10 protein-coding genes, 5 pseudogenes and 1 riboswitch are annotated in these 11,914 nt (G+C 49.6%); of the genes and pseudogenes, 6 read left to right on the plus strand and 9 right to left on the minus strand.

Annotated elements, in window-relative coordinates:
• Positions 1-147: 147 nt before the first annotated feature.
• The 6 genes from ACVCAM_RS20870 to ACVCAM_RS20895 all read right to left on the minus strand — a co-directional run bounded on the left by ACVCAM_RS20870 (position 148) and on the right by ACVCAM_RS20895 (position 4,636).
• Positions 148-408 carry a cation-transporting P-type ATPase gene (locus ACVCAM_RS20870; RefSeq protein ID WP_016154443.1) on the minus strand — a complete coding sequence of 87 codons (261 nt, stop codon included), beginning with the start codon at positions 406-408 and terminating at the stop codon, positions 148-150.
• A gap of 109 nt (positions 409-517) precedes the next feature.
• Positions 518-892 carry a fluoride efflux transporter CrcB gene (gene crcB / locus ACVCAM_RS20875; RefSeq protein WP_016154442.1) on the minus strand — a complete coding sequence of 125 codons (375 nt, stop codon included), beginning with the start codon at positions 890-892 and terminating at the stop codon, positions 518-520.
• A gap of 34 nt (positions 893-926) precedes the next feature.
• A complete protein-coding gene (locus ACVCAM_RS20880) occupies positions 927-1,562 on the minus strand; it encodes a 2,3-bisphosphoglycerate-dependent phosphoglycerate mutase (RefSeq protein WP_223175621.1) in 636 nt (211 codons plus the stop codon).
• Between the two features lie 377 nt (positions 1,563-1,939).
• Positions 1,940-3,226, minus strand: coding sequence for a phosphopyruvate hydratase (eno, locus tag ACVCAM_RS20885; RefSeq protein WP_023336652.1), 1,287 nt, complete (start codon positions 3,224-3,226; stop codon positions 1,940-1,942).
• Positions 3,227-3,241: 15 nt separating this feature from the next.
• On the minus strand, positions 3,242-3,670 hold the full coding sequence (locus ACVCAM_RS20890; RefSeq protein ID WP_009652460.1) for a universal stress protein: 429 nt from the start codon (positions 3,668-3,670) through the stop codon (positions 3,242-3,244).
• Between the two features lie 3 nt (positions 3,671-3,673).
• A complete protein-coding gene (locus ACVCAM_RS20895; protein ID WP_009652407.1) occupies positions 3,674-4,636 on the minus strand; it encodes a DHHA2 domain-containing protein in 963 nt (320 codons plus the stop codon).
• Positions 4,637-4,678: 42 nt separating this feature from the next.
• Positions 4,679-4,753: riboswitch (Fluoride riboswitch) on the minus strand.
• Between the two features lie 116 nt (positions 4,754-4,869).
• On the opposite strand from ACVCAM_RS20895, the pseudogene ACVCAM_RS20900 reads away from it, so the two are divergent.
• Positions 4,870-5,013 (plus strand): annotated as a pseudogene (locus ACVCAM_RS20900) (Tn3 family transposase); the annotation flags it as partial.
• A gap of 120 nt (positions 5,014-5,133) precedes the next feature.
• Here the strand turns inward: ACVCAM_RS20900 and ACVCAM_RS20905 are convergent.
• Entirely contained in the window at positions 5,134-5,346 is a 213-nt protein-coding gene (locus tag ACVCAM_RS20905; RefSeq protein WP_009652456.1) for a YdgH/BhsA/McbA-like domain containing protein, read from the minus strand.
• Positions 5,347-5,636: 290 nt separating this feature from the next.
• Between ACVCAM_RS20905 and ACVCAM_RS20910 the strand changes: the two genes are divergently transcribed.
• Positions 5,637-5,987: a DUF3147 family protein gene (locus ACVCAM_RS20910; protein ID WP_016154441.1), complete on the plus strand. Its 351-nt coding sequence runs from the start codon at positions 5,637-5,639 to the stop codon at positions 5,985-5,987.
• Positions 5,988-6,271: 284 nt separating this feature from the next.
• On the opposite strand, the pseudogene ACVCAM_RS20915 reads toward ACVCAM_RS20910, so the two are convergent.
• Positions 6,272-6,910 (minus strand): annotated as a pseudogene (locus ACVCAM_RS20915) (ISNCY family transposase); the annotation flags it as partial.
• A 58-nt stretch (positions 6,911-6,968) separates the two neighbouring features.
• Between ACVCAM_RS20915 and ACVCAM_RS20920 the strand changes: the two are divergent.
• Positions 6,969-8,299: pseudogene (locus ACVCAM_RS20920) on the plus strand (IS3 family transposase).
• A gap of 437 nt (positions 8,300-8,736) precedes the next feature.
• Positions 8,737-8,946, plus strand: a complete 210-nt coding sequence (locus ACVCAM_RS20925; RefSeq protein WP_032443218.1) for a YdgH/BhsA/McbA-like domain containing protein — start codon at positions 8,737-8,739, stop codon at positions 8,944-8,946.
• A gap of 240 nt (positions 8,947-9,186) precedes the next feature.
• On the opposite strand, the pseudogene ACVCAM_RS20930 reads toward ACVCAM_RS20925, so the two are convergent.
• Positions 9,187-10,386, minus strand: a pseudogene (locus ACVCAM_RS20930) (IS3 family transposase).
• Positions 10,387-10,875: 489 nt separating this feature from the next.
• Here ACVCAM_RS20930 and ACVCAM_RS20935 point away from each other — a divergent pair.
• Both ACVCAM_RS20935 and ACVCAM_RS20940 read left to right on the plus strand, forming a co-directional pair.
• Positions 10,876-11,193: pseudogene (locus tag ACVCAM_RS20935) on the plus strand (NIPSNAP family protein); the annotation flags it as partial.
• 319 nt (positions 11,194-11,512) lie between these two features.
• The coding region (locus ACVCAM_RS20940) for an IS110 family transposase (protein ID WP_447093659.1) at positions 11,513-11,914 on the plus strand (402 nt) is incomplete at its 3' end.

The following is an 11,914-nucleotide window of genomic DNA, read 5'->3' on the forward strand; positions in this document are numbered from 1 at the left end:
CTAGTGCTTCGACTAATGATTGCAACCCGCGGATATGGGGATGACCGTCGCTGCCGGTTGCGACTGCTAGGATCATGGCGCCGGACGCCGCCATGACCTGCTGGATCGTGGTGAACTCAGGAGGGGATTCGGCGTGTGAGACAGCGACTATCTGTGACCTCCGAATGAGGTGAATGGATGGTTCGTCGTTGTCTGAGCGCGCACTGGTTCAGTCGTCTTTCCCAGAACCACTTCAAGTACCAGCGCAATTTCGAGCATCCAGGGGATGGGACCCAGCAGACGTTTGAGGATAGCACGCACCTGGTCCGGAGGCTGTTCACGCACTTCGTTATAGCCACATTGACCCAGCCGGGTCTGCACCTCGGCTTCGGAAAGTCCCTTCACGATATTCTCAGGGAGCATCTCCATACACCCTTCTCCGGAAATACCTGACCCGGCAGGTCAGGTATGTTGTTATGGCGATAAAATGAAAATCTGCCGGAGACATGGCGCGGTTAAGTGTATGGCGCATATGCTTTTACAGCAGTGTCATCACAAAGAAACCAGTGGCAGTCATCAGAAGCGAGCCAGTTACGTGCGTCAGTACGGAAATGACAGCCCATGCATAATTGCCATTCTGAAGTAACACCACCACCTCAGCAGAAAAGGTGGAAAAGGTTGTCATACCGCCACATATGCCGGTGGTAATAAAAAACTTCCAGGCGGGATCAAGGTGAGGCTGCCGGACAAAAAAGGCCAGTGCCATACCGATGATAAATCCGCCAACCAGATTAACCACCAGGGTACCAGGTGGAAGATTGGGGAAAAGTGCATTGAGACGCATGGACAGTATCCAGCGGATCACACAGCCGATCGATCCGCCTATCACCACCGCGAATAATGATTTGTACATACCACCTCGCTGAAATCAGGGCACCATCAGACCGTCATTCAAGGGAATAACGTGCGGTGATGGCCCGTTTTTCATTCATTTCATACAGTACGGGGATTCCCGTCAGGACATGCAGATCGGGAACCTTATTTTCATCAATCTGCTCAATAAACATGGTCAGCGCACGCAGTGTATTAGCATGACTGACCAGCAACATGGTTTCGCCACTGGCGACGCGCAGGACAATGACGTGGTGCCAGTAAGGCAACAACCTTCGTTGCGTCATTTCCAGACTTTCTCCCCCCGGCAAATCCGTCAGGGACACATGACGATAACGTGCCTCACGATGAAGTGAAGCAGGTGCATCCGGCAACGGAGGGGAGATACCACGATAGCTCCTCCGCCAGTGATAAACGATTTTCTGGCCAATCTGTTGAGTGGCTTCATCTTTGTTCATTCCCTGAAGCGCACCGTAATGACGTTCATTTAACCGCCATGATTTGTCCACCGGTAACCACAATTGATTCAGCGCTTCCATTATCAGCCAGAGCGAATGAATTGCCCGGTTCAGAACGGATGTGCAGGCTCCATCTATGATTGTAGTGGCACACTGATTCCGGACCGTTTTATCAGGTTTGCTGCGCGCCGGGTTTCCTCCACTCCTTTCAGCATCAGCGGGACATTTTCCCATCCGGTAAAACGATTTTGCGATTCAACTAACTTTCGCCATGGCGGAGTAAAATAATTTTCCCCATAACAACTACCTGTCTGTCACCCACAACTGAACCGGAAGGACCTGAACCCGTTGAGTTGTTTGTACTGATTACCCGGATTTACCTGGACTCCGGTCAAGGAGGTGACGCATCAGAAGATGGGCACCGCTCCCGATGAACAGCGCGATTACAACGGCACTGGTATCATCCGGCAGTATATTAAAAAAGGCATCAGCGATCAGGAAAACCAGACAGTTTGCCTGGATCCCCGTTGCTGTTACAGTATGAGTATTTTTCCGTTCACAGAACCACCCTACCCCTTCCCGTATCTGAGCATACGGGAAGGGTGACGGAATCAGCGTTTTTTGAAGGCGGCTTTACCGGCGAAGATGGCGGCATCACCTAATTCATCTTCAATACGCATCAGTTGATTGTATTTCTCAATGCGCTCCCCACGGCTGGGTGCACCGGTTTTCAGGTGACCAGCCCGCAGGCCGACGGTCATATCTGCAATGAAGCTGTCCACGGTTTCCCCGCTCCGGTGCGAAATAAAGGTTCCCCAGTTGTTATCCTGACACAACTGGACGGCTTCGATGGTTTCACTCAGGGTGCCTATCTGGTTCAGTTTGATCAATGCGGCATTGGCCAGGTTTTCATCGATACCTCGCTGGATATATTTCACATTGGTCACAAAGATATCATCGCCAACCAGCTCAACTTTATCGCCGAGCGCGCGGTGCAGGAGCTGCCAGCCGGCCCAGTCGTCTTCCGCAAGGCCATCTTCAATCAGGACTATCGGGAAATCCTTCACCAGTTGCTCATAGTAGCGGGTCATTTCGTCGGCGCTGAGCCGGGTATTTTCGGTACGCAGGGTATATTTCCCATCGACGTAGAATTCACTGGAGGCCGGATCCATGCAAATAACGATATCTTCGCCTGGGCGGTATCCCGCCTTGCTAATTGCCTCCACGATAAGCTCCAGCGGCTGACGGTTTGAGGAAACGGCCGGTGCAAAACCGCCTTCATCGCCCACGCCGGCGGATAAACCTTTTTCCAGCAGGACCTGACGCAGGGCCTGGTAGACCTCACTGCCCCAGCGAATAGCTTCGCGTACGGAAGAGGCTCCCCATGGTGCAATCATAAACTCCTGAAAATCAGCGCCCTGCCAGCGGGCATGAACTCCGCCGTTAATGATATTCATACAGGGAACCGGCAGCAGATTCGCGCCGACGCCACCCAGATAGCGGTAGAGCGGGGTAGAGGATAGTTGTGCCGCCAGGCGGGATACTGCCAGCGATACGCCAAGGATCGCATTAGCACCCAGCCGGCCTTTGTTTTCTGTGCCATCAAGGGCAATCAGACAGTTGTCGATTTCTTTCTGGCGGCGTACATCGTAGCCCTGCAGGGCATCGTTAATTTCGGTATTGACGCACCGGACCGCATCCTGAACACCTTTACCGCCAAAACGTGTCTTGTCATCATCGCGATGCTCGATGGCTTCACGGGAGCCGGTGCTGGCACCGGAAGGAACGGAGGCACGGGCCATACTGCCCCCTACAGAAGTCACTTCAACCTCTACGGTCGGGTTACCGCGGGAATCCAGAATTTCTCTTGCGATGATACATTCAATTTCAAAGCTCATAAGTTTGACCTTCTTTTAAGGGGCTGGAATATGTTTAATCAGAACATCAACAGAAAGGTGATTGATGAATTCGAAAGAAAAGGAGGAAAAAACCCCGAACAGGCGGTTTTCATGCCCCAGCATGACCAGATCGATATCTTCATGCTGAACAACGGCCTCAACGTCCCGGAAACGATGGATGCTGACGATGGACCTGACGTTGATATCAATACTGCTGGACTCCACCAGACGGCTAAGCATTGCCTTTGCATCAATAACTTCGCGGGACTGACGGTCTTTGGTTAATGAGTCACTGGTATAATCCAGTTCCCTATAGTCAGCACTGAGATGCCCGACAGTAATACGGGTGCCCATCTCTTTTGCCAGACGTTCTGCCTGCTCAAGCAACAGCAGACCATCGGTTTCATTCTGTACAAGTAACAAGGCATGCCGGTAAATTTGCATAAATCACCTCTTATAAGAAGCGAAGCGGTTGGTCAGCCAGGGGAGGATTTCTTTTTTCCGGCTTGTCATGCCGGGCAGCGATACCTGGCGGGAGCCTGTCAGGCTGCTGTCTGAAAAAAGCAAAACGGAGTTCCGGCTGGTAATGTCTGTCACCATCAGGATCACCATGTCCAGCACGCTGTCCTTGCAGGTTTTATCCATTTCCTGCAGTAGCTCAGGCAACAGGGGAGTAATATCAGCCATGTCGCGGACCTCAATTTGTGACAACAACAGCGGCACATCATGGATCCGGTAATTTTTGGCGTCACGATTGAGTAAAACCGACGCGGATTGCCCGGTTATATCTGTTTTGGCTCGCAGCAGCCCTGTCACAAACTGGTCATAATCGATACCGGCGATTTCCCGCAAAACAGCCACGGATTCCTGATCCTGAGTGGTGGTGGTGGGACCCGTCAGCGCAACGGTATCACTGAGGATCGCCCCCATCAGCAACACAGCCTGAGCGGCAGTCAGCGGCATCGGAATGTCATGCATGAGAATTGAGAGAATTACTGTTCCGCAGCATCCTACCGCCCGCACCCAGACATCCGGTGGATTGCGGGTAACAAGGGTACCAATACGATGATGGTCAATGATGCCGATGACGTTGCTGTCCATCAGCGAAGACGGTCCCTGCTCTGCATCCGTAAAATCAACCAGCCATACGGTTTTATCTGTCAGATCGACGGTGAGTAAATCGGGTTGTGAAACACCCGCAGCGTTGAGGATATAACGGGTTTCCGGGGTGATATCCCCCAGGCGCCAGGGCGTTGCGGGACGACCGGTGTAATTAAGCCAGTCAGCCACAACCAGCGCGCTGCAAATAGCATCGCTGTCAGGATTTCGATGACCGAAGACATAAATCGGATTATCTCTTTGAAAAGAGAGAGATTCTGCGGTAAGCGGTAATGTGGTTTTATTTTGCATAGCTATACCTGACATACATGCCTATAAGAGGACAACTTCATCTGTATATCAGGCGCCATCATCCGGTGTTGAAAAACCGGCGGTTGGGAAAGGTGGAGCACCATCACCTTGTAAATCAATCTTATATGGGCCTTTGCATTAAATCAATATTTATTGTTGGCCCTCGGTTTCGTACACACAAGTACATCCTGTCCCGCCAAAAACGTTTACAATAGTGCGCCGAATGAAGCAATTTATACCTTCTTAATTATATTTATGATGAGTATTATCGCCGACGTATCCTGACTCAGCTTAACCGGAGAGAAGGTCGTAATGCAGTGGCTAGGGCAATCTGTTATGGCCAGCGTGGTGAGATCAGAAAACGTTACAGTGAGGGATTGCGTGTGAGGTCGCCAGCGGAACCAGATGCATCCCACTGGGGGACAGCCAGTCCGGCTATTTGCTCTGCGACCATCTCTTGCGTTAACTGGTCAGGTTCAGGGTAGTACAGTCCCGGGTTACTTATCTAGGACTGCAGTCATGCGGGCAAAGTTGTTCTGGTCTGCACTGGTGATGCGGTAGGACGAAGCACCGGATTCCTTGGCGATAGCGGCAATTTTCGCTTCCGCGTTGCTGAGTGTGTCAGCAGTAACACTGACTGACTGGGCGAAGCCAGAGAATGAGACTACGGAGAGCATACTGGCAGCAACAAGCAGTTTGATATTTTTCATGGTCATATTCCTTGGGTTATCTGGTCATCTGGTGATACCGGCATCATCGCCGTCTCACCTGTTGATGTGCATTAAAAACCCTGTAGTAAATACAGGGTCAATAAGTTATTTTGTAAATTATTGTTGGCTGTGTTTTTTCGTTTTCATACAACCCAGCTCTTGAAAGAGCCTCACCGTGGCTGACGAGGCATGAGAAAATACGGCCGTAACAGACACCGCGAAACCGGGATTGCGCTGGGGAGATAGGTCGGTGCAGGGCCGTTAACTTACAGGATTAGTGAGGGTTTATGATGTTATGGCTACTGATTAAGTACGCGATCACCGCCGGAATGGTTGTTTTTATCTCTGAAGTTGCCAAGCGTAGTGATCGGCTTGGTGGTCTTGTCGCCGCGCTTCCCCTGGTTACTGTGCTTGTGCTCGTGTGGATGAAGCTGGAAGGACAGAGTCAGCAAAAAATAGCCAATCATGCGTGGTATACATTCTGGTATGTAGTGCCGACACTACCTATGTTTTTACTATTCCCTGTTTTCTGTCAGCGATTTGGCTTTTGGATCACGCTGGGTAGCTGCTGTGTCGTAACCGTCCTTATTTTCTTTTTGTGGGCCAGTGCGTTACGCCGTTTTGGCATAAATCTGATGTGATAATGTACGCTGTTGTGAAGCCAACTGCACTATTGCCGGAGGAAACACCGACTAACTCCGAACCATATCAGGCTTTTTAACAGGATAAGAGAGTTTTCAAGGGGGCCGGCTTCCTGCCGGAAGCGCGGTTCTTTCTGTCAAAGACAAATTCAGATGTTCTGGGGAGGTGCGGATATTACAACTATTATACTCGCTGTCTTTCCTTATTGATAATGTCACCCTGATTTCCCGGTTTTAAATGTCACTTTCTGCTGATTTCTGATGAAGAAAAAAGGGCAGTGAGCTCATTTTTTCAGGCTTGATTTGAAAAGAGAGGGTTCAGCCAGAACCGGATTGATGGCTCTGAGCTGAGCCTGAATCTGTGCCCGCCTTTTAGGCATACTCTGGCTGCGCCTTTCTTTTTCCTGCGGCTTCAAGCTCATCCTGTTTTTCCTTCGCCAGCTTCAGCACCGCGTCAAGCCTTTTGTTATCAACGATGCGCCCCTGACTGATGCAGTCCAGCTTATCGAACATCTGATATTTCAGTGTTCTGTTTCCATGGCGGAATTTGAGCGTACCGTCCGTATAATCAAAAGCGAGGATTTCTTCTCCGACTATGCGTGAGTTTTCGTCAGTGGGATCAACCAGATAAAGGATTTTTTCATACTGAAAAGTCAGTGCTTTTGAGAGCGTCCGAAGCGTCTGCCAGGCGAAAATGTCGTCCAGTTCCAGGTGGCTCTCTAGACCGTGCGGTGAAGGTTTTTCGGGTATTTTGCCAGTCTGGCAAAGCGGTGGTTGAAGTCGCTGATGAACGTTTCGATCCAGGCGTTGGCGGCATCAATGCAGGTGATATTCTCCAGGCACATCTCCTTAACCAGCCGCTCCTGCAGCGTCAGGTTGGCGCGCTTAACGCGGCCCTTGGCCTGAGAGCTGTTGGCACAGATACCCGCCAATAGTGGACACGCGACTAAGTGAGTAAACTCTCAACCAGAGGTAGCTCACATGACTAAATCAGTAACCGTCAGTAAAAAGCCGCGTAAACAGCACACTCCCGAATTCCGCCAGGAAGCTCTGAAGCTTGCTGAACGCATTGGCGTCGCTGCCGCTGCCCGCGAACTCAGTTTGTATGAATCGCAACTCTATGGCTGGCGAAAAAAACAACAGCAACAACTGACATCATCTGCACGCGAAAGCGAACTGGATGCTGAAAATGCCCGGCTTAAACGCCAGCTTGCGGAGCAGGCAGAGGAGCTGGCTATTCTCCAAAAGGCCGCGACATACTTCGCGAAGCTCCTGAAATGAAGTATGTTTTTATCGAAAAATATCAGGCTGAGTTCACCATCAAAGCCATGTGCCGGGTGCTGCGCGTGGCCCGTAGCGGCTGGTATGCCTGGTGCTCCCGGCGTCATCAGATAAACACGCGGCAGCAGTTCCGTCTGGCCTGTGATGCCGCGGTTCTCAGAGCATTCACTGATGCAAAACAACGGTATGGTGCGCCACGGCTTGCGGATGAGCTCCCGGCCTACAACATCAAAACGATAGCTGGCAGCCTGCGTCGCCAGGGGCTTCGGGCAAAGGCAGCCCGCAAGTTCAGCCCGGTCAGTTATCGTGAGCATGGCTTGCCTGTGTCTGAGAACCTGCTGAAGCAGGACTTTTACGCCAGCGGCCCGAATCAGAAGTGGTCGGGAGACATCACCTACTTACGCACCGATGAAGGCTGGCTGTATCTGGCAGTGGTGATTGACCTGTGGTCGCGAGCTGTCATCGGCTGGTCAATGGCACCGCGAATGACGGCACAACTGACCTGCGATGCGTTGCAGATGGCGCTGTGGCGGCGTAAACGCCCGAAAAAAGTCATTGTTCATACTGACCGTGGCAGCCAGTACTGTTCAGCGGACTATCAGGCGTTGCTGAAGCGGCATAATCTGCGCGGGAGCATGAGCGCGAAAGGCTGCTGTTACGACAATGCGTGTGTGGAAAGCTTCTTCCACTCGCTGAAAGTGGAATGCATCCACGGTGAACGCTTTATCAGCCGGGAAATGATGAGAACAACTGTATTTAATTATATTGAGTGCGATTACAATCGCTGGCGTCGCCACAGTGCCTGTGGTGGGCTCAGTCCTGAACAATTTGAAAACCAGAACCTTGCTTAGGGCCGTGTCCACATTACGTGGGTAGGATCAGTTCACACCAGGAAAACGATTAATGACTGGCGGCAGGATTATAACGAGTGCCGTCCACATTCATCGCTGGATTACCAGACTCCAGCTGAATTTCCAGCAGGCTGGCGAAACGGGAAATATGAAGAAAAACCAACCGACATTACTAATTGAAGGTTATATCTAATCCTGGGGTCAGTCCAGTTTATTTAGACAGTTTTGGCATTTCATGTCACGTGATTTAATGTCTGGGTATTTATTCTTTTGATCAGAGTAAAGCTAGAGTTGTTTGAAGGGAAGGGGATAGGAATGCGTGAGTTCCAGCCTCCAATTACCTGCAAAGACATATTTTGAAACCTATATAAATGGGGTAAGAAAAAATATCTTCAGTGTAAAACGATATAAAAATTGCCATATCTTATTGATTATGCGTGAATTTTATTGTTTAAGAAAAATTTCTCGATAAGTGGATGTTCAAGACAGTCAGCGCTATATAAAAAATACAATAAAAAGTATTGACCCTATAGTAGTTGCAGGGTTTTTAATGCTCATCAACAGGAAACGAGCAGTATGCTCTTATGATGAACATTAACTTTACTAGGGTTATCACTATGAAAAATATCAAACTTCTCGCAGCAGCTGGTTTTCTCTCTGTTGTCTCATTCTCTGGTATGGCGCAGACGGTCAGCGTAACTGCTTCCACTCTTGACAGTGCAGAAGCAAAAATTGCTGCTAAAGCAAAAGAAGCACAAACGTCATACAAAATTCTCTCTGCGTATACTGGTAATCGAGTGCATATGACCGCTAAATTAGGGGATTAATAGATAATCATTTTAGGGTATCTATAGGAATATATACCTTGATAAAATCTGCCACTATATACTAATTTTTAATGCTTGATATGCCACATGTTTTTTCCTTGAATAGACTTTAGCGGACTGCTGATAAAGAGTCCGTATTTTTTTAATGTAATACTAATAGTTAAGTATGGTTTTTTATCCGTGCAAATATTTTAGCTCCACGTCCTCTTTGTGGAGTTGCCCCCGCTAAAACGGACACGGTTAATTTATAGCTAGCAGCGAACTTCTGTATTCCCTTGGTGACTGCATTTTCAGCCTTTTATGGGGATGCCAGTTATTATAGTCTTCCATCCATTCCGTCAGTTTTCACATCACTGTCATGGCATCCGGCAGGTCATTAACATACACGTAGTCACGCTTGAACGTTTTAACGAACGATTCAGCCATCCCATTGCTCTCCGGACTGCGCACTGGCGTCGTACACACGATGAACCTGAGTGAGGTGGCGAACGTTCTTATTGAGTCCGCTATGTAGCAACAGCCATTATCGGTCAGCCACTCAACGGCATGTGGCAGGTAAAGCGTATTGCCAAAGCGCTTTTCCACACTCTCTGTTGTCAGCAGATCCTGCACCATAACGCTGTTTATTCCACCTGTTGTCGCCGACCAGCAGATGGCTTCGCGATCACAGCAGTCAAGGCTGAACACTACCCGCACGACTTCCCGATTCAAGCAGCGGATTTCAACACCAGTGCGTATCCGGCTTGAGTGTCACGACGTTGCCGGTATGACTGTGCTCTGGCTTTCTATGGCCAGATTTTGCCAGCAACAGGTTATTCGCCTGCATGATCCGGTAAATGCGTTTGTGGTTAACCCGCCAGTTTTGTTCCTTCAGCGCACGATTGAGGTGTGCCGTCACGCGACGGTAGCCGTTTGTCGCCCGCTCGCTGCATATCTGGCGGATAAGCGGTAACAGTCGGGCGTCATCATCTTTGCTATAGCGGGCTGGCCGCTGCTGGCGCTTCTTTAGCAGCCGTTCATAAAGATTCGAACGCGATACGCAGAGCACTTCTGCTATTCGGATGAGGAGGTATCGTCCGGTGGCAGCAATGGCATGCGCGATATCAACTTTTTTGCCTAGGCTATCTCAAGCGCGTTCCTATGGATTTCGGCTTCCATCGTCTTGCGGCCCAGCATTTGTTCAAGCTGTTTGACTTTTTTCTCCAGCGCTTGGACCTCGGAGACACTGACGACCTCGTCGCCAGCGACGATCGCAGACTTTCCACCCTCGTTCATGAGCCGTTTCCACTTAAAAAGAAGACTGGGTGTGATGTCATATTGCCGGGCAACGAGTGAGACGGTGTAGCCGGGCTGCATGGCGAGCGCAACAAAACGGGCTTTCTCTTCAGGAGTATAACGACGGCGTTTTTGCTCGCCAGTGATCACTTCGATTCTTTGCACAGGACACTCCTTAAACATAGCTCTATGACTATGTCTTACTGGTGAGGTGTCCGGTTCAAACGGAGGCTATTACCCTTTGATATTTTCACTTTTTTGATTCATTCTCAATGCCGATGCTTGGTTAAATCAGAGAAGCGTTCATCATCAGCTATCAACCGGTGCTTTTACGATTTAAGGGGTTAAGACACCGCTCACTATTCTATTCCGTTAGCCTGACTCTGTGATTTCCCGAACATAGTTCAGTGTTCTGAACAGATAAAACCAGCATATTTCTGTCCGGAGCGTCAGACAAGATTGTCTGATAAAGGGGGAGCTGCTCCTTGCAGATTAGAGCATCTCGATGTTAGCAACGTCCGCTCCTGGCACGCATGAGACATTCAGAGCCATAACTGCTGGGGACAGCCTGGCAGTCCAGTTCTTCTGTTCGGTTTCACGACTACACGTCGCCATAATTCGCTATGATGAGAAAAACAGAATAGGATATCGAAGATGAAAACTGTCGAATTTTTGCTGTACACCCTCAAACCCGGTACTGGAAAAGACTTTCATAGAATAATGAAAGAAGTGAGTGTTCCACTTCACCGTTCAGTGGGAATGGATGTTATTTCTTATGGTATATCAGCACATGACGACGATGCTTACTATCTGATCAGGGCTTATAACAGCCTCTCTCACCTGAAAACTGCCCAGGACACCTTTTATGATAGCGAAGCATGGCGTCATGGTCCCCGGCAGGCCATTATCGATAGAATAAGCATCAGCGTTAAATCGGTACTGACTCTCACTGAGAGTGCCGTTGAGCATTTAGACCCTATCGCTATACGTCATGGTAAAGCCGGGATAGACACACCAGCAAGACGTTACTGTTATTCAGTACATCAGAGATGAGGCTACCGCCTCACATGCTGAATGCGGGATGTTTGACCGGCATCTATGAGCGAAGAGCGGAAGTTCGCTTTCGGAAAACCTAATCCATGTGCCAGAGGGTCTCTGAAAGAGAATGGGGCGTTTAAGTGGGGTACTTACAAAAAATCAGCCTTAACGAATGGAAGGGACTTCCCCTGGATATGCGCCTGATTAACTCTTGTGCAATCATGGGGTAAACATAGCCCCGGAGGGATTCGTTATGACCATCACGACTGTCGGTATCGATCTTGCTAAAAATGTGTTCGCTGTTCACTGCGTTGACCAACACGGTAAAACTGTTCTGGTTAAACCCAAAGTATCGCGTGCTGCCCTTCCTGAGCTGATTGCCAGTTTACCTCCCTGTGTTATCGGGATGGAGGCATGCTCCGGGGCTCACTACTGGGCAAGGTTGTTTCGGCAATATGGTCATGAACCACGGCTGATGGCTGCTAAATTTGTATCTCCTTACCGCATGGCCGGTAAATCAGGCAAAAATGATGCAGCTGATGCTCAGGCTATCTGTGAAGCAGTTCGTCGCCCGCATATGCGGTTTGTACCAGTGAAGGATGAGAGCCAGCAGGCGATGCAATGCCTACACCGTATCAGACAGGGTTTTATCGAA

This window comes from Enterobacter sp. CFEC122, from assembly GCF_052983755.1.

Coding starts and splice junctions, on each gene's coding strand:
- ACVCAM_RS20905 (WP_009652456.1), bottom strand. CDS start 5,346: ATGAAAAATATCAAACTGCTTGTTGCTGCCAGTATGCTCTCCGTAGTC.
- ACVCAM_RS20895 (WP_009652407.1), bottom strand. CDS start 4,636: ATGCAAAATAAAACCACATTACCGCTTACCGCAGAATCTCTCTCTTTT.
- ACVCAM_RS20910 (WP_016154441.1), top strand. CDS start 5,637: ATGTTATGGCTACTGATTAAGTACGCGATCACCGCCGGAATGGTTGTT.
- crcB (WP_016154442.1), bottom strand. CDS start 892: ATGTACAAATCATTATTCGCGGTGGTGATAGGCGGATCGATCGGCTGT.
- ACVCAM_RS20880 (WP_223175621.1), bottom strand. CDS start 1,562: ATGGGAAAATGTCCCGCTGATGCTGAAAGGAGTGGAGGAAACCCGGCG.
- ACVCAM_RS20890 (WP_009652460.1), bottom strand. CDS start 3,670: ATGCAAATTTACCGGCATGCCTTGTTACTTGTACAGAATGAAACCGAT.
- ACVCAM_RS20870 (WP_016154443.1), bottom strand. CDS start 408: ATGGAGATGCTCCCTGAGAATATCGTGAAGGGACTTTCCGAAGCCGAG.
- eno (WP_023336652.1), bottom strand. CDS start 3,226: ATGAGCTTTGAAATTGAATGTATCATCGCAAGAGAAATTCTGGATTCC.
- ACVCAM_RS20925 (WP_032443218.1), top strand. CDS start 8,737: ATGAAAAATATCAAACTTCTCGCAGCAGCTGGTTTTCTCTCTGTTGTC.